Source organism: Glutamicibacter arilaitensis, assembly GCF_044793945.1.
In the GTDB taxonomy this organism is placed as follows: domain Bacteria; phylum Actinomycetota; class Actinomycetes; order Actinomycetales; family Micrococcaceae; genus Glutamicibacter; species Glutamicibacter arilaitensis_B.
The window spans coordinates 1984070-2000955 of the sequence record NZ_CP084994.1 but is presented as its reverse complement, the minus strand read 5'-3'; the positions used below and the strand labels follow the sequence as shown (position 1 = coordinate 2000955).

The window sequence follows — 16886 nt, the reverse complement described above, 5'->3', positions numbered from 1 at the left end:
AAATCTACCCGAAACCACGGGAATGACAAGGAATTCCAGTTCGGCTAGCGGTCTGAGCTCGTCATCGTCGGCGTCGTGCTTGAAGAACATACTTTTCAAGGTTTCTCTATGGCTTCACCGCATGCAGCGCCAGCCGTGCGTAGGAGGGCACGAAGATTACTTAAGTGGCGCTCTGTCGAGATTGGGTACGTCATTGATGGCGTGGCCAATTTCCCGGACATAGCGAGGAATCAGCACCGTTTCGAGACCTGCAACGGTCTCAAAGGTCGCTCGGCGATGGAACCACACATGGTCATCGCATCAGTTGTCGAAGGCGGGCTTTTGGTACTTTGTAAGATTTTGTCAGCCTCTACTTTTAGGAGTGAATTATGACCGAAGACCGCATTGCGAAATTGGAAGAAGAGATCTCGGAGTTGCGAGATCTGCTCACTAGTCTCACACTCAGCGTGCAATACCGAGAAGATAGGGCGTTCGAGGCCGCAGTTGCATACAACCACGTCGTGGGGCAAGCGCGAGCTGCTTTGACGCTTGTATTGGGTTCCATCCAGAGCCGTGCGCTAGGAGAAAAGCCGCAGCAGGTCAGTCATCTATCGATATTGGAGGCGTTCCCGGTTGTCGCCGAAGCCCAGGAACCGAAGGGCGTCGACTTGGCGGAAGCGATCCGGCTGGTTGCTCAGATCGTCGGAAACCAGGAGCAGGCCTTCAATGTGATCAAGGCGCATCAGGCCAGCGGCTTCGGAGTCGAGGCGTACACGAGCCTCGGCATGGGAGTGCGCTAATCGAAGTCGATGCGCCACCCTGCTATGCAAGTGGCGCATGAGCCGCGATTCACGGTCGGAGATCAACTTTCAATGAAGTTCAGCGCTGTTTGACGCTGGACTAGTGCCCGAAGCTGTCCGAGTCCATCTTCGGACCGTCCCCTGAATCCAGCGCATCAATCGCGCGCATTTGCGCATCCGTCAGCTCGAAGTCGAAGATCTCCAGGTTCTCCGCCTGCCGCCGCGGATCCGCCGACTTGGGTGCGGCGCCGCGGCCTGACTGCACATGCCAGCGCAAGGTGATCTGCGCCGGAGTTTTAGCGTATTGCGCCGCCGGAGCGGTGATCGGCCCGGCCTGCAGGAAATCACCCATGCGGCCTAGCGGGGTATAGGCAACCGTGCGCACCTCGTGCGCGTCATTTGCCGCCATCGTCTCGGCGTTCAGATGCGCGGGGTCGATCATGATCTGGTTCACCGCAGGCAGCAACCCGGCGTCTAGCACCGCCTGCAGATGCGCCGGCTTGAAGTTCGAGACGCCGGCCGCGCGGATCTTTCCCTGTTCGCGCAATTCAACGAGTCCGGCCAGCGCGTCGATGTACGTGCCCTGATCCGGGTTCGGCCAGTGGATCAGAAACAGGTCGAGGTAATCCACGCCAAGGCGCTGCGCCGAGTTTTCAAACGCCTGGTGCACCCCGGAGAGCGAATGCCAGCGCTTATTGAATTTACTGGTCAAAAACACCTGATCGCGCGGCAGCCCGCTGGCGCGCAGCCCGGCACCCACCGCTTCCTCATTCTCATAGTTTTCGGCGGTGTCTATATGCCGGTAGCCCAGACGCAGTGCACTGGTGACCGCATCTTGCGCCTCCTGCTCGCGCATCGGCCAGGTGCCCAAGGCCAGTGCGGGCATGTTTACGTCCCCTGGCAGTTCTAAGGTTTCGTACTGGGCATCCATCGGGCAGCTCCTAGGCGAATCGGGTTAAGTCGAAGGCCGACAGAGCTCCCGCCAAACCTCAATTGCAAGCTATCAATATTGTTCGCCCGCACCAAGGCGTCCGCGACACACCGGGAAACATGCGCCGCGTCAGCTGCCATTAAGGACTACCGTTGATCCGGCGCTAAATTTCCGACGCCAGCTCAGCCCAGCAATATTCGAAGGTAAATTCATGACGGTTATCGGCGTGCTCGCGCTCCAAGGCGACTTCCGCGAACACCTCAATGCCCTTTCCGGGCTCGGGGTCAAGACCCGCGCGGTGCGGACCGTCGAGGAGTTGTCCGCGGTCGATGCGCTGATCATCCCGGGCGGGGAGTCCTCGGTGATCGATCGGCTCACGCGCAGCTATGGGCTGGCAGAACCCATCAAGGAGCGCCTCGCCGCCGGAATGCCCGCCTACGGCTCCTGCGCCGGCATGATCATGCTCGCGGACCGGTTGGAGAACCCGGCTGTTTCCAGCGCCGGGCTGAAGCAGCAGACCCTGGGCGGCATCGATATGCTGGTGCGCCGCAACGCCTTTGGCAGACAGGTCGACTCCTTCGAATACCCCCTTGAATTCGCCGGGCATAGCCTCGACGCGGTGTTTATCCGTGCACCGGAGGCCCTGGAAGTCGGGCCCGACGTGCAGGTGCTCAGCACGGTTCCGGCCCCTGAAAGCCGCGCACAAGGTAGAATCGTTGCAGTACGTCAGGGAAATTTGTTGGCCACCAGCTTCCACCCGGAAGTTACCGGTAGCCGCGCTATCCACGAATTTTTCATTAATATCACGCAAGGAGACGCTTAAAGCATGTCAGGCCACTCCAAATGGGCAACCACTAAGCATAAGAAGGCCGCGATCGACGCCAAGCGCGCCAAGGCCTTCGCTAAGTACATCAAGGGCATCGAAGTTGCCGCTCGTGTCGGCGGCGCCGATATGGCCGGCAACCCGGCCCTGGAACTTGCGGTCAGCAAGGCGAAGAAGAATTCGGTCCCGATCAACAACATCGACCGTGCAGTCAAGCGCGGCGCGGGGCTGACCGGCGAAGTCGTTGACTACACCGAGATCATCTACGAGGCACGCGGCCCGCAGGGTTCTGCGCTGCTGATCGAGTGCCTGACCGATAACAAAAACCGTGCGGCCTCCGAGGTTCGCGTGGGCATCACCCGCAATGGCGGCTCAGTCGCGGACCCCGGGTCGGTTTCCTACCTGTTCGCCCGCCAGGGCGTCGTCCGCCTGCCGAAGGGCGAGCTGACCGAGGATGACCTGCTCATGGTGGTGCTCGATGCCGGCGCCGACGAGATCCTGGACGAAGAGGAGAACTTCGCGATCGTCTGCGATCCCTCGGATCTGCGTGCAGTGGCCGCGGCCCTGGACGAAGCCGAGATCGCCTACGAAACCGACGAGATGGAATTCATCCCGTCGATGAAGGTGGATCTGGACGTCGAGGGTGCGCGCAAGTTCCTGCACCTGTTCGAGGCCCTGGAAGAACTCGACGACGTGCAGAGCGTCTACACCAACGCCGATCTCTCCGACGAGGTCCGCGCGGCCCTCGACGAAGAGAACTAAACACCGGTTTGGCCTTACGCATCGTAGGCGTCGACCCCGGCCTGACCCGTTGCGGGTTGGCCGCGGTCGACGTCGCAGCCAACCGGCAGGTTGAACTGGTTGGCTTCACCGTGGCCGGCACCCCGACGGGCACTCCGCTGGACGCCCGGCTGCTCACCATCGCCGACGCGATCGACGCTTGGCTTGAGAAACACCAGCCCGACGTGCTCGCCTTGGAACGCGTCTTCGCTTCGGCGAACGTGTCTACGGTGATCGGCACCGCCCAGGTGACCGGCATCGTGATTCTCGCCGCGGCCCGCCGCGGCATTCCCGTGGCCCTGCACACCCCGACCGAGGTCAAGGCAGCGGTCACCGGCAGCGGCCAGGCCACCAAGGCTGCCATCGGCAAGATGGTCGCAAAGATCTGCCGGCTCGACGAGCCGCCCAAGCCCGCCGATGCGGCCGACGCGGTGGCTCTGGCCATTGCCCACGGGTGGCGTGGTGCGGCGGTCGGGTCCAATGCCTCGGCCTCAGCCTCGGCCGGCCGGATTGGAGCAAACCAGCTCACCGCCGCGCAGCAGGCGTGGATCGCCGCCGAAGCCTCCTCGAAGCGCCGGGCAACGCGCCGCTAATCGCCATTCGTAGGTATCTTCGATAAGCTGGAATCGTTCGAACATATTTTTGAGGAGTGGCATGATCAGCTCATTGACCGGCACGGTCCAGGCGGCAACCCTGAATACCGCGGTTATCAACGTCAACGGTTTTGGCATGCTTGTGCACGCCACCCCCGGCACGCTGTCCACCCTGCACCTCGGGCGCGAGGCCACGGTGCACACCTCAATGGTGGTGCGCGAGGATTCGATGACGCTCTTCGGTTTTGCCACGCCCGATGAACGCGAGGTCTTCGAGGTGCTCATCGGCATCTCGGGCATCGGACCGCGCACCGGATTGGCGATCCTGGCGGTGCATACCCCCGAAGAAGTCCGCGTCGCGGCGAACTCCAAGGACACCGCCGCTTTCACCAAGGTCTCCGGGATCGGACCCAAGGGCGCCAGCCGCATCGTGCTGGAACTGAACGGCAAACTCGTTCCCACCGGCGTGGATACCGCAACGGGCCGCCCGGGCACCGCCTCGGTCTGGGAGCCACAGGTGATCGAGGCGCTCACCGGGTTGGGCTGGACCGAAAAGGACGCCCAGTCCACGCTGACGGCGCTGGGCAAAGCGAATCCAGAGGTTGTCGAAACCGGCAACGTCTCCGAAATACTTCGTGCGGCACTGCGCAGCATGTCCACCGGCGCTCGCGCCCGATAGGATGACCCCGTGAATGATTCCACGCAGCTGACAAACGCCGGAAGCGAACCGGAAGAACGGGTGATCGAGGCAGCTCTGCGCCCCCGGAACCTTGATGACTTCGTCGGCCAGGGGCGGGTGCGCCAGCAGCTTTCGCTGGTGTTGGAAGCGGCAAAAATCCGCGAGCGGACCGCCGACCACGTGCTGCTCTCCGGACCTCCGGGGCTGGGCAAGACCACGCTGTCGATGATCATCGCCGCCGAAATGAACGCACCACTGCGCATTTCCTCCGGCCCTGCCATTCAGCATGCCGGAGACCTCGCCGCAATCCTCTCCTCGCTCACCGAGGGGGAGGTGCTCTTCCTGGACGAAATTCACCGCATGTCCCGTCCGGCCGAAGAAATGCTCTACATGGCGATGGAGGATTTCCGTGTGGACATCATTGTCGGCAAGGGCGCCGGAGCCACCGCTATTCCGCTGGAACTTCCACCTTTCACCCTCGTGGGTGCGACCACGCGCGCCGGGCTGCTGCCCGGACCGCTGCGTGACCGTTTCGGCTTCACCGGGCATCTGGAATTTTATGCGGTCGAAGAATTAGAGCTGGTGCTGCGCCGCTCGGCGATGATGCTCGATCTGCGCGTGACTTCCTCCGCGTTCAGCGAGATCGCCAGCCGTTCGCGTGGCACCCCGCGTATTGCCAACCGTCTGCTGCGCCGCGTGCGCGACTGGGCGCTGGTCAATAAGCTCGAGCAGATCGACGCTAGTGCTGCCGGGGCGGCCCTGGAAATGTATGAGGTCGACCCGAAGGGGCTCGACCGGCTGGACCGTTCGGTGCTCGAAGCGCTGTGCAAGAAGTTCGGCGGGGGCCCAGTGGGGCTGTCCACCTTGGCGATCGCCGTCGGAGAAGAAAGCGAGACGGTGGAAACCGTCGCCGAGCCTTTTCTGGTCCGCGAAGGATTGATGGGGCGCACCCCGCGCGGGCGCATCGCGATGCCTTCCGCATGGGAGCATCTGGGACTTGTGATGCCCAAGGACGCGATTTTTGCCGGAGCTCAAAACTATGAAACGGATGTGGATTAGGTGAATAACTCTACTCTGCCCGCGTAAATGGCTAGGCGATTTGCTTTCAGCCATTAGACTGGAGACGCCCGACACATGCCCCGATTTTGGCATGCCCGGGCGTCTTAATTCTTTTAACGAATCGTTAGCAGGTATTACACGTGAATTCCCTCGTCCTTGCCCAGGCAGCCGGTGGCGGCTTCAACCCATCCATAATCCTGATGGTGGCCCTGTTCGCAGTGCTGATCATCATGATGATCCGCGGCCGCAAGAAGGTCTCCAAGCAGCAGGAAGCACTGAAGACCAAGTCGGTTCCGGGCGCCAAGGTGATGACCAACTCGGGGATCTTCGGCACCATCATCAGCATCGATGAGCAGGATCGCGTTCTTGTTGAGGTCGCCAACGGCGTCGTGCTCACCTTGCACCGTCAGGCCATCTCGACTTTCTTGGACGCCGATGCCCCTGCCGCCGCCCCGGTTGAAGACGCCGCGCAGACTCCTGCCGTCGCCGAATCCCCAGAGGAAAGCCTGCGTCGTTTGAACGGCGAAGGCAAGGACGACCGCAACGCCTAAGGCAGGCACCATCGCGGTGGTTGACTATCACGCCACCAGTTCAAGAAAGCACAATAGATGTCATCAATTGGACCTGTAAAACAGGCACGCAAGGCGTTGCTGTGGTTGCTGGTCGTCTTCATCATCGCAACCGGAGTTCTGGTTGCTGGTGTATCGACGGGCCAGACCAGTGCCGCCCCAAAGCTTGCGCTAGACCTTGAAGGCGGCACCCAGATGATTCTGGCCCCGCGGGTCAAGGGTGACGAAAACATCGGCCAGGAGCAGCTGGACCAGGCGGTGGAGATCATCCGCCAGCGTGTAGCCGGCTCGGGCGTTTCCGAAACGGAAATCACCACCCAGTCCGGGCGCAACGTCGTCGTTTCGATGCCCGGTACCCCGGATGCCGAAACCCGCGAGCTGATTCAGGCTTCGGCCAATATGGAGTTCCGTCCGGTGCTGATCACCGGTGCCTTCGAGGCGACGCCCAAGGAACAGCTCACCCCCGATGCGGATGTGCCAGAACCAAATGGCGAACCGGAGAACCCTTCGGATACCAACTGGATCACCAAAGAGCTCTACAAGGAGTTTGAAGCCTACGACTGCCCTACGGTGCTGGCGGAGCGTGAAACCACCGAGCAGGATCCTACCAAGCCAACGATTTCCTGCGACCCGCGCCAGGGCGTGAAGTATATTCTCGGCCCGCAGGAAATCCCGGGCGACCAGATTTCTGACGCCTACGCCAACCTGGCTCGTGGCGTGCAGGGTGCGGTCACCGGCGAATGGGTCGTAGTGATCGAGTTCAATAGCCAGGGTGCCGATACCTTCGCGGGAACCACCCAGCGTCTGATCGCCTTGCAAGGTTCGCAGAACCAGTTCGCAATCGTGCTCGATGGAACGGTCATCTCGGCCCCGACCACCAACGCGGTGATCTCCGATGGCCGCCCGCAGATCTCTGGCGGTTTCACCGAAGAGTCCGCCCAAGCGCTGGCTCAGCAGCTGAAATACGGCGCACTGCCGATCAGCTTCGAGATCCAGTCCGAGCAGCAGGTTTCCGCCACCCTCGGTGGCGACCAGCTCAAGGCCGGCCTCATCGCCGGTGTCATCGGCCTGGTCCTGGTGTTCATCTACTCCCTCTTCCAATACCGCGCACTGGGCCTGGTGACGATCATGTCGCTGCTGGTTTCCGGCGTGCTCACCTACCTGGCGATCGTGTTGCTTGGCTGGGCGATGAACTATCGCCTGTCCCTGGCGGGTGTGGCGGGTCTGATCGTCGCGATCGGCTTGATCGCCGACTCCTTCATCGTGTACTTCGAACGTGTGCGTGATGAGTTGCGCGATGGCCGCTCGCTGGCAAGCGCCGTGGACGTGGGCTGGTCCCGCGCTAAGCGGACCATCCTGGCTTCCAAAGCGGTCAACGTGCTTGCAGCCGTCGTGCTCTACGTGGTGGCGGTGGGCAACGTGCGAGGCTTCGCCTTCACCTTGGGCCTGACCGCAATCATCGACCTCATCGTTGTTTACGGTTTGACCCACCCGACGCTGATGCTGCTGGCGCGAACGAAGTTCTTTGCCGACGGACACCGCCTCTCCGGGCTGGATCCGTCCTTGCTCGGTGTGGTGCCGCTGTACCGCGGCGCTGGCAAGGTCCGCCGTTTCAACGAAAACGTGGAAGCGAACCGGGGCAAGAAGAACTCCAAGGCGAGCGGTGAGGCTGCCAAGCGCATGACCATCGCCGAACGCCGCCGTGCCGAAGCAAACCGGGAGGAGAATAATGAATAAGCTCGCAGAGTGGGGCAATGAGCTCTACACCGGGAAGCGTTCCTACCCGTTCACGCAGAAGCACCGCATGTGGTTCCTGATCGCCGCGATCCTGGTGATCGCTTCGATTCTGGTTCCGGTGGTCAAGGGCGGCTTCAACCTTGGCATCGATTTCCGCGGTGGCTCGGAATTCATGGTTTCCGGAGTGGAGAATACCGACATCGGCCTTGGCGAAGAAGTGGTGAAGAGCGCCGCTTCCGGCGCCGAAGCTACCGTCACGAATATCGCGCCGGGCACCATGCGCGTGCAGACCGAACTGCTCAGCGATGACCAGACCATCGCGGTGGCCGGCGAGCTGGCTGCATCCTACGGGGTGGAATCCAGCGAGGTGACCAGTAACTTCATCGGTCCGACCTGGGGACAGGACGTCTCACGCCAGGCAATGCTTGGCCTGCTGGTGTTCGTGGTGCTCGTCGGATTGCTGATGGCCGCGTACTTCCGCACCTGGAAGATGTCGGTAGCGGCAATCGTCGGCCTGTTCGTGGTTATCATCATCACCGCCGGAATCTATTCGATATCCGGTTTTGAGATTACCCCCAGCGCGATCATCGGCTTCCTGACGATTCTGAGCTATTCGCTTTACGACACGGTGGTGGTGTTCGACAAGGTCCGCGAAAATACCAAGGACTTTGCACAGCAGCAGAAGCGCACCTTCCAGCAGCTGGTGAACCTCGCGGTGAACCAGACGCTGGTGCGCTCGATCAACACCTCGGTGGTGGCGGTGCTGCCGGTCGCGGCGATTCTGTTCATCGGCTCCTACCTGTTGGGCGCCGGTACGCTGAAGGACCTGTCGCTGGCATTGTTCGTCGGTATCATCATCTCGGCGCTATCCACGCTGTTCGTCCAGGCGCCGATGTATAACTGGCTGCGCCATCGCGACGAGGATGTGCGCAAGCACAACAAGAAGATGGAAACGCTCGACGCCTAAGCAGCAAATCGCTTTCCCACACAATCCGTGCGGATAAGCTGAACGGGAAGTGCCTCGGATCCTTCGATCCGGGGCACTTTTTGGTCTCGGAAAAGTTTGCGTAATTAGTTGTCACCGCGCGAACGTGCTATAACGAATGAACTAAAACATTGCATGGAGCCGGCATCACAAGCTTGGCACCTAGCACCGTTATGACCGGTGACGGTGGGAAGGAGCGAGGCATGGCAAACACGCCGAACCTGAACAATTCGAAGCGGCGCTCGATCTCACGCCTAGTACGTTTTGCGGGCCGAGGTAGCACACCGAGCACCTCGCCGACATTAGAGCCGCTGCTGCGCACGGTGAAGTCCAAACATCCCAAGGCGGATCTGGACCTGCTGATCCACGCCTACGAGGTGGCCGAGAAGCACCATGAGGGACAAAAGCGCAAAAGCGGTGACCCCTACATCACCCACCCGGTGGCGGTAGCGACGATCCTTGCGGAAATGGGAATGACCGGGTCGATCCTCGCCGCCGCGCTGCTGCACGACACCGTGGAGGACACCGACTATTCGCTGGAGTCGGTCACCAAGGAGTTCTCCGAAGAAATCGCGATGCTCGTGGACGGCGTCACCAAGCTCGACAAGGTCACCTATGGGGACGCGGCTCCGGCCGAGACCGTCCGCAAAATGGTGGTCGCGATGTCCCGCGACATCCGCGTGCTGCTGATCAAACTCGCAGACCGCCTGCACAACGCGCGCACCTGGCGCTACGTGTCCCCGGAGTCCAGCTCCCGCAAGGCGAAGGAAACCCTGGAGATCTTCGCGCCGCTAGCGCATCGCCTGGGCATGAACGCGGTCAAATGGGAACTGGAAGACCTCTCTTTCGCCGCCTTGCATCCCAAGGTGTATCAAGAGATCGTGCGCATGGTGGGGGACCGCACCCCGGAGCGTGAAAAGTACTTAGCCAGCCTCCGCGAACGGCTGAACGGCAAACTTGGCGAGCTGAACGTGCACGCCTCGGTGACCGGGCGCCCGAAGCACTACTACTCGATCTACCAGAAAATGATCGTTCGCGGCAAGGACTTCGACGACATCCACGACCTCATGGGCGTGCGCATCACCGTCGACTCGGTGAAGGACTGCTACGGCGCATTGGGCGTGGTGCACGCCGAATGGAATCCGCTGCCTGGACGGTTCAAGGACTACATCGCGCTGCCGAAGCTGAACCTCTACCAATCGCTGCACACCACGGTGATGGGCCCCGAAGGCAAGCCGGTCGAAATCCAGATCCGCACCCACGAAATGCACCTGCACGCCGAAAACGGGGTGGCCGCGCACTTCCAGTACAAGCACGGGGAGCGTGGGGACTCGATGCTCTCCGCGGAGAAGAACATGGAATGGCTGCGCTCCTTGATGGAGTGGCAGGAAGACACCACCGATTCCGAAGAATTCCTCGACGGCTTGCGCTACACCATCAACTCCGCCGAAGTCTACGTGTTCACCCCGAAGGGCGACATCATGTCGCTGCCGGTCGGGGCGACGCCGATCGACTTCGCCTACTCCATCCACACCGATGTAGGCCACCGCACCATCGGTTCACGGGTGAACGGCAAACTCGTTCCGCTGCATACGGAATTGAAGCAGGGCGATGTGGTGGAGGTCTTCACCTCCAAGGCCGAAGACGCAGGTCCATCCCAAGACTGGCAGAACTTCGTCAAGTCTCCGCGCGCCAAGGCGAAGATCCGCGCCTACTTCAGCAAGGAACGCCGCGAAGAGGCGATCGAAAAGGGCAAGGAGCTGCTCACCAAGGAGCTGCGCCGCAATCAGCTGCCGCTGCAGCGGCTGATGACCCACGAGCTGCTCACCACGGTATCCACGAACCTGCACCATGTGGACATTTCGGCGCTCTACCAGTCGGTGGGCGATGGGCATACCAGTGCGCAGAACGTCATCGAGCATCTGGTGGCGCTCACCGGCCCGCCTGCGGGCGAACAGGTCGATGAGGAAGTCACGGTCAACCCGAGCCTCGCCAAGCCCACCACAGGCAACGACGCGGGCGTCATCGTCCAGGGCGTGGGCGACGTGCTGGTCAAGCTGGCCCGCTGCTGCACCCCGGTGCCTCCGGATGAGATCGAAGGCTTCGTCACCCGAGGCGCCGGCGTCTCGGTGCACCGCACCGACTGCCTGAACCTGGCTCAGTTGGCCCAGCAGCCGGATCGGCTGGTCGCGGTCTCCTGGACGGATAAGCACCACGGGGTGTTCGTGGTCGAAATTCAAGTTGAGGCGCTGGACCGCAAGTCGCTGCTTTCAGATGTCACCCGGATCCTCTCCGAGAGCCACCTGAACATCCTCTCGGCCAGCGTGCAGACCAGCCGCGAACGCGTAGCGATCTCCCGCTTCTCCTTCGAGATGGGCGATCCGAAGTTCCTGAGCCACGTGCTCAATCAGGTCCGCCGCATCGACGGGGTATACGACGTGTACCGCACCACCGCCGGCAGCCGCCGGTAAGCCGCGTGCAACGAACGCCGCCACCGAGACGCGAAAGCGCAACCGGTGGCGGCGTTGGTTTTAGGCCGCTCGCGCCTGGTAGGACTGGACCAGCCGCAGCGCGCGTTCCACCGGGGGAGCTGAATCGAGCTGGGCGAGCCGTTCGCCGACGGCGGCCAGGTTCAGAAACGGATCATCGAGCCGCTGCATCTGGTTGAACACGCTCGTCGCAATGGGCAACGGGTCAAAGCAGGCCACGTCGCACACCGTGCGCAGCAATCCGGTGAGTTTCACCCGCTGCCGATTCACCACATCGGCCTCCTCGATCGCTAGCTGCACGAATTCGAAGCTCAGCCCGTTTCCGGGCCGATACGGCCGATGATAGGCAGCCGAAGAAATGCAGACAGTATTCACGTGGGGCAGCAAGCCATGGATCCACGCGGCGGTCTGCTGGCAAAGCACATCGCTCTTGCCCAGCTGGCGACCGGAGACGAACGCGGCGATACGCGCCCGCGCGCTCGAGTCATAACGGAACCTGGTCTCCACAAAGCACCCGCCAATGGATTCGCGCAGCAGCCCATGGGTTTCCATGGCGCCGAGCTCATTGCGGGTGAAGGGTTCGCCGACTATGAACAGGTCTTCGGGGATACGCAACGCGGCGACGCGCTGTCTCGTAACTTTCTCCATGAAGCTACTGAACCAGCAAGCGCCGCCGCGTAGGGGGTGTTCTATCGAATTGTGGATTCTACTCTAGGTCGGCAGAGGACTTCTCCAGGGTGTTCAACCACATCTGGCGGGCGTCCAAGGCTTCCTGCGCCTTGGCGATCCGCTTGGCATTGCCCTGCTTCTTCGCCGATTCAAGATCCGCTTCGAGGGCAGCGATGGTTTCCTGCAGCTGGGTGAGCATCGAATTCGAGCGGGCCTTGGTCTCCGGGTTCGACCGGCGCCACTGCTCGTCCTCGGCGCCCTTGACGCCTTCTTCGACCTGGCGCAGCGCCGATTCGACACGCTGCAGATCCGCACGCGGAACCTTGCCTGCCTCTTCCCAGCGGCCGCGGATCGCATCCAGCTTCTGCTTGGTGATGGTCAGATCCTTCACCGGCAGCAGGGCGCGGGCCTCTTCGAGCAGGGCCTCCTTCACGATGAGGTTCTGCGCGTATTCGGCGTCGACCTTAGCGTTTTCGGCGGCGCGAGCCTGGAAGAACACATCCTGCGCGGCCCGGAAGCGGCTCCACAGTGCGTCGTCGTCCTTGCGCGAGGCGCGGCGGGACTTCTTCCACTCGTCCATGAGCTTGCGGTACTCGGCGGCGGTGCCTGCCCAGTCGGTGGAGCTCGCCAGCGCTTCGGCGCGGGCGATCAGCTCTTCCTTGACGGTCTTGGCCTGCGAGTTGGTCGCGTCCAGCTGGGAGAAGTAGGCGCGGCGGTGCCGGTCGAAGGTGGTGCGGGCGGCGCGGAAACGCTTCCACAGGGCATCTTCGGTAGCGCGCGGCAAGCGCACGGAGGAACGCTGGGTTTCCTTCCACGTGTCGAACAGGTCGTTCATCGCGGAAGACGCGGTCTTCCACTGAATCTGCTCGGGACGCTTCTCGGCCAGGGCCTCGGCCTGCTCGACAAGTCCTTCGCGGACCTTGAGCTGCTCGGCGCGGGCCGCCTCATTTGCCTGGCGCTGCGCGGCGGCCAGGGTGCTCACCGCGGCGCGCAGGGACTCGATCCGCGCCTCGACGGCGCGGATATCGCCGACCAGGTGGCGTTCGGCCAAGGTAGCTGCGAGGGTATCGAGGGTTTTAGGCATGTCGCCGCTGGGCGCCTTGGCCGCTACACGCTGTTCGAGCAGCATCAGCTGCGAAACGACGTCATCGTACTTGCGCACGAAGTAAGCCAGGGCCTCTTCTTCGCTGGCGTCCGGGTACTGCCCGACCGGATGCTCGGTGCCGTCGATGATGACAAACACGTGCCCATCGTCGGTCACACGGGCAAATTTGGCCGCTTCTTCGAGGGGAGTGCTGTGGTCGACGGGCTGAGCCACTACCGGCTTTGCCACTGGCTTATGGGCCTGTGGCAAGGGGATGTTCGGGCTGTCGTCGGATTTCTGACTGGTGGTCACCGCTGAAACTCTTTCGCTAACTGATCACTTGCTAGAGGTTACTCTACCTGTGACCTCCGTTTCTTAGTAAGCCGACGTGCACAGTAATCCAATGTGTTGCGTCGTAGGATAGATGGGCAACCATTTTGTACTAAGGAGTTTCATGGCACGCAAGGCCTCATTATCAGGTTTCCCCGAATGGCTTCCAGCCGAGCGGGCGGTCGAACAGCATGTGCTGGACACCTTGCGTCGCACCTTCGAACTCCATGGGTTCGCAAATATCGAAACGCGCGCGGTGGAAACCCGCGGGCAGCTGCTGCGCAAGGGCGAAATCGACAAGGAAGTCTACGGGCTTTCCCGGTTGGCCGCAGAGGCCGATGACAAGAACGACCCCAACGCGCTGGCCCTGCACTTCGACCTGACCGTGCCCTTCGCCCGCTATGTGGTGGAGAACGCCGGCCACCTGGCCTTCCCCTTCCGCCGCTACCAGATGCAGAAGGTCTGGCGCGGCGAACGCCCGCAGGACGGCCGCTTCCGCGAATTCACCCAGGCGGATATCGACGTTGTCGGCGAGGGGACCTTGCCCTTCAGCTACGATGTGGAGCTCGCGCTGACCATCGCGGACGCGCTCTCCGCCCTGCCTATTGGCGATTTCCGGCTGCGCGTGAACAACCGCAAGCTGGCCGAGGGCTTCTACCGCGGGCTGGGTCTGGCCGATCCGGATGCGGTGCTACGCGCCATCGACAAGCTGGAGAAGATCGGGGAGGACGCGGTCGCGCAGCTGTTGGTCACCGAGGTCGGAGCCAGCGAAGAGCAGGCCCGCGCCGCGCTGGCATTGGCGGCGATCCGCACCCTGGACACCGGTTTCGTCGAGCAGGTGCGCGCCCTGGGCGTAGAGCACGAATTGCTGGACACCGGGCTCGATGAGCTCGCCCAGGTCATCGACGCCGCCTCCAAGCGTGCGCCGGGCAAGGTCATGGCTGACTTGTCCATCGCCCGCGGCCTGGATTACTACACCGGCACCGTCTACGAGACGGTGCTCGTCGGACATGAGTCCCTGGGCTCGATCTGCTCCGGCGGTCGCTACGAGTCGCTGGCTTCCAAGGGCAAGAAGAACTACCCGGGAGTGGGCCTGTCCATCGGCGTCACCCGGCTGATCTCGCGCATCCTCGCCGAAGAGCTGGTCAGCGCCGCGCGCAGCGTGCCTTCGGTGGTATATGTCACCTTGGCCAACGCGGATTCCTGGCACCAGGCGCAGGACGTGGCCGCGTCGCTGCGTGCCCGCGGGATCGCCTGCGAGGTGGCTTCCAGCGCCGAGAAGTTCGGCAAGCAGATCAAGTACGCTGACCGCCGCGGGATTCCGTTCGTCTGGTTCACCCAGGAAGACGGCACCCACGAGGTGAAGGACATCCGCTCCGGCGAGCAGGTCAACGCGGATGCCGCCACCTGGCAGCCGCCGGCCGAAGATCTGTACAACACCGTTAACTAGTTACGGTGCACTAAACTCGTCATCGAGAAGAACTGAAGAGATTTCAAGTCTCAACCGACCGAAAGGATCGTAGTGCTACGCACTCATCAGCTGGGCGAACTCCGCGCCGAGCACATTGGACAGCAGGTCACCCTCACCGGTTGGGTCGCTCGTCGACGCGACCACGGTGGTGTGGCGTTCCTCGATTTGCGCGATGCCTCGGGCTTCGCACAGATCGTGGTGCGCGACGAAGAGGACTTCCACCCGCTGCGCAATGAATTCGTGCTGCAGATCAAGGGCAAGGTTGAGCGTCGCCCGGAAGGCAACGAGAACCCGAACCTGCCAAGTGGTGAGATCGAAGTGATTGCCGATGAGGTAATCGTCTTGAACACCGCCGCGGCGCTGCCTTTCCAGATCGATGAGCACGTTGAGGTCGGCGAGGAAGCGCGTCTGCGCCACCGCTACCTGGATTTGCGTCGTCCAACTCCCACGCGCAACCTGCGTCTGCGCTCCGAGGTCAACCGGGCGGCGCGCAACCTGTTGCACGATGAGGGCTTCGTCGAGATCGAAACCCCGACGCTGACCCGCTCCACTCCGGAAGGCGCCCGCGACTTCGTCGTGCCCGCCCGCCTGAGCCCGGGTGCCTGGTACGCGCTGCCGCAGTCCCCGCAGCTGTTCAAGCAGCTATTGCAGGTCGGCGGCTTCGAGAAGTACTACCAGATCGCGCGCTGCTACCGCGATGAGGACTTTCGTGCGGACCGCCAGCCGGAATTCACCCAGCTGGATATCGAAGCTTCCTTCGTCGAGGAAGATGACATCATCGAGCTCGGCGAGAAGCTGGTCAAGGAAATCTGGTCGTTGATCGACGTTCAGGTCCCGACCCCGATCCGCCGCATGGCGTACGCGGAGGCAATGGCCAAGTACGGTTCGGACAAGCCGGATCTGCGCTTCGGCCTGGAACTGACCGAGATGACCGAGTACTTCGCCAACACTTCCTTCAAGGTGTTCCAGTCCGCTTACGTCGGCTCCGTGGTTATGCCCGGTGGCGCCGCGCAGCCGCGTCGCACTCTGGATGCTTGGCAGGAATTCGCCAAGCAGCGCGGCGCGAAGGGACTTGCCTACGTGCTGCTGAAGGAAGACGGCGAGCTGGCCGGTCCGGTAGCGAAGAACCTCTCCGATGAGGAGAAAGCCGGCTTGGCTCAGGCTACCGGCGCGAAGCCCGGTGACTGCATCTTCTTCTCCGCCGGCGACAAGGCCGAATCCCGGGCGCTGCTCGGTTCGGTACGCGTGGAGATCGGCCACCGCACCGGCCTGATCAAGGACGGCGACTGGGCCTTCGTATGGATCGTTGACGCTCCGATGTTCGAGCCAGCCTCCGCGGCGGTCGCTTCCGGCGACGTTGCGGTGGGCGCCGGTGCCTGGACCGCAGTGCACCACGCATTCACCAGCCCGAAGCCAGAGTTCATGGACACCTTCGATACGGACCCGGGTTCGGCGCTGTCCTACGCCTACGACATCGTCTGCAACGGCAACGAAATCGGCGGCGGCTCGATCCGTATCCACCAGCGCGACGTGCAGGAGCGTGTCTTCAAGCTGATGGGTGTCAGCGACGAGCAGGCGCAGACTCAGTTCGGCTTCCTGCTGGAAGGCTTCAAGTTCGGCGCCCCACCGCATGGCGGCATCGCGTTGGGTTGGGACCGCGTGCTGCAGCTGCTCACCGGTTCCGAGTCGATCCGCGACGTCATCGCCTTCCCGAAGACCGGTGGCGGATTCGATCCGCTGACCCAGGCTCCTGCGCCGATCACCGCGCAGCAGCGCAAGGAAGCCGGAATCGACTTCAAGGCCGAAAAGAAGAAGGCCGAGGCCCCTGTGGCCGAAGCGAAGTAACTAGATAACCGGAATCAGGCTAAAAGCCTGACATGGAAGATTATCAAAAGCCAAGTTGTTCCC

Annotated in this window: 15 protein-coding genes; 12 read left to right on the top strand and 3 right to left on the bottom strand. The window is 62.3% G+C overall.

Annotation, left to right across the window (positions count from 1 at the left end; translation table 11 throughout):
• Positions 1-368 precede the first annotated feature (368 nt).
• Positions 369-779, top strand: coding sequence for a hypothetical protein (locus tag LG294_RS09345; RefSeq protein WP_404285275.1), 411 nt, complete (start codon positions 369-371; stop codon positions 777-779).
• Positions 780-879: 100 nt separating this feature from the next.
• On the opposite strand, the gene LG294_RS09340 is transcribed toward LG294_RS09345, so the two are convergent.
• Positions 880-1710, bottom strand: coding sequence for an aldo/keto reductase (locus LG294_RS09340; RefSeq protein ID WP_404285274.1), 831 nt, complete (start codon positions 1708-1710; stop codon positions 880-882).
• A 211-nt stretch (positions 1711-1921) separates the two neighbouring features.
• Here LG294_RS09340 and pdxT point away from each other — a divergent pair, with 211 nt between their 5' ends.
• The 9 genes from pdxT to LG294_RS09295 all read left to right on the top strand — a co-directional run bounded on the left by pdxT (position 1922) and on the right by LG294_RS09295 (position 11406).
• The gene (pdxT, locus tag LG294_RS09335; protein ID WP_404285273.1) at positions 1922-2533 is read left to right on the top strand and encodes a pyridoxal 5'-phosphate synthase glutaminase subunit PdxT; all 612 of its coding nucleotides are present in this window, start codon (positions 1922-1924) and stop codon (positions 2531-2533) included.
• Positions 2534-2536: 3 nt separating this feature from the next.
• Positions 2537-3295: a YebC/PmpR family DNA-binding transcriptional regulator gene (locus tag LG294_RS09330; RefSeq protein ID WP_404285272.1), complete on the top strand. Its 759-nt coding sequence runs from the start codon at positions 2537-2539 to the stop codon at positions 3293-3295.
• Positions 3296-3303: 8 nt separating this feature from the next.
• Positions 3304-3906: a crossover junction endodeoxyribonuclease RuvC gene (gene ruvC, locus LG294_RS09325; protein ID WP_404285271.1), complete on the top strand. Its 603-nt coding sequence runs from the start codon at positions 3304-3306 to the stop codon at positions 3904-3906.
• Between the two features lie 61 nt (positions 3907-3967).
• Positions 3968-4585 carry a Holliday junction branch migration protein RuvA gene (ruvA, locus tag LG294_RS09320; RefSeq protein ID WP_404285270.1) on the top strand — a complete coding sequence of 206 codons (618 nt, stop codon included), beginning with the start codon at positions 3968-3970 and terminating at the stop codon, positions 4583-4585.
• Positions 4586-4594: 9 nt separating this feature from the next.
• Complete coding sequence (ruvB, locus tag LG294_RS09315) at positions 4595-5644, top strand: Holliday junction branch migration DNA helicase RuvB (protein ID WP_404285269.1); 1050 nt, start codon at positions 4595-4597, stop codon at positions 5642-5644.
• Between the two features lie 140 nt (positions 5645-5784).
• Complete coding sequence (gene yajC / locus LG294_RS09310) at positions 5785-6195, top strand: preprotein translocase subunit YajC (RefSeq protein ID WP_404285268.1); 411 nt, start codon at positions 5785-5787, stop codon at positions 6193-6195.
• Positions 6196-6252: 57 nt separating this feature from the next.
• Complete coding sequence (gene secD, locus LG294_RS09305) at positions 6253-7950, top strand: protein translocase subunit SecD (RefSeq protein WP_404285267.1); 1698 nt, start codon at positions 6253-6255, stop codon at positions 7948-7950.
• Positions 7943-8917 (top strand): protein translocase subunit SecF, encoded by a 975-nt coding sequence (gene secF / locus LG294_RS09300; RefSeq protein ID WP_404285266.1) that lies wholly within the window; start codon positions 7943-7945, stop codon positions 8915-8917. Before secD ends, secF begins: the two co-directional genes overlap by 8 nt.
• Before the next feature lie 221 nt (positions 8918-9138).
• Positions 9139-11406 (top strand): RelA/SpoT family protein, encoded by a 2268-nt coding sequence (locus LG294_RS09295; RefSeq protein WP_404285265.1) that lies wholly within the window; start codon positions 9139-9141, stop codon positions 11404-11406.
• A gap of 60 nt (positions 11407-11466) precedes the next feature.
• Here the strand turns inward: LG294_RS09295 and LG294_RS09290 are convergent, their stop codons facing one another.
• Both LG294_RS09290 and LG294_RS09285 read right to left on the bottom strand, forming a co-directional pair.
• Positions 11467-12072: a hypothetical protein gene (locus LG294_RS09290; protein ID WP_404285264.1), complete on the bottom strand. Its 606-nt coding sequence runs from the start codon at positions 12070-12072 to the stop codon at positions 11467-11469.
• A gap of 58 nt (positions 12073-12130) precedes the next feature.
• Complete coding sequence (locus tag LG294_RS09285; protein WP_404285263.1) at positions 12131-13489, bottom strand: DUF349 domain-containing protein; 1359 nt, start codon at positions 13487-13489, stop codon at positions 12131-12133.
• Positions 13490-13631: 142 nt separating this feature from the next.
• On the opposite strand from LG294_RS09285, the gene hisS reads away from it, so the two are divergent.
• On the top strand, positions 13632-14957 hold the full coding sequence (hisS, locus tag LG294_RS09280; protein WP_404285262.1) for a histidine--tRNA ligase: 1326 nt from the start codon (positions 13632-13634) through the stop codon (positions 14955-14957).
• Between the two features lie 72 nt (positions 14958-15029).
• On the top strand, positions 15030-16823 hold the full coding sequence (gene aspS, locus LG294_RS09275; protein WP_404285261.1) for an aspartate--tRNA ligase: 1794 nt from the start codon (positions 15030-15032) through the stop codon (positions 16821-16823).
• Positions 16824-16886 lie beyond the last annotated feature (63 nt).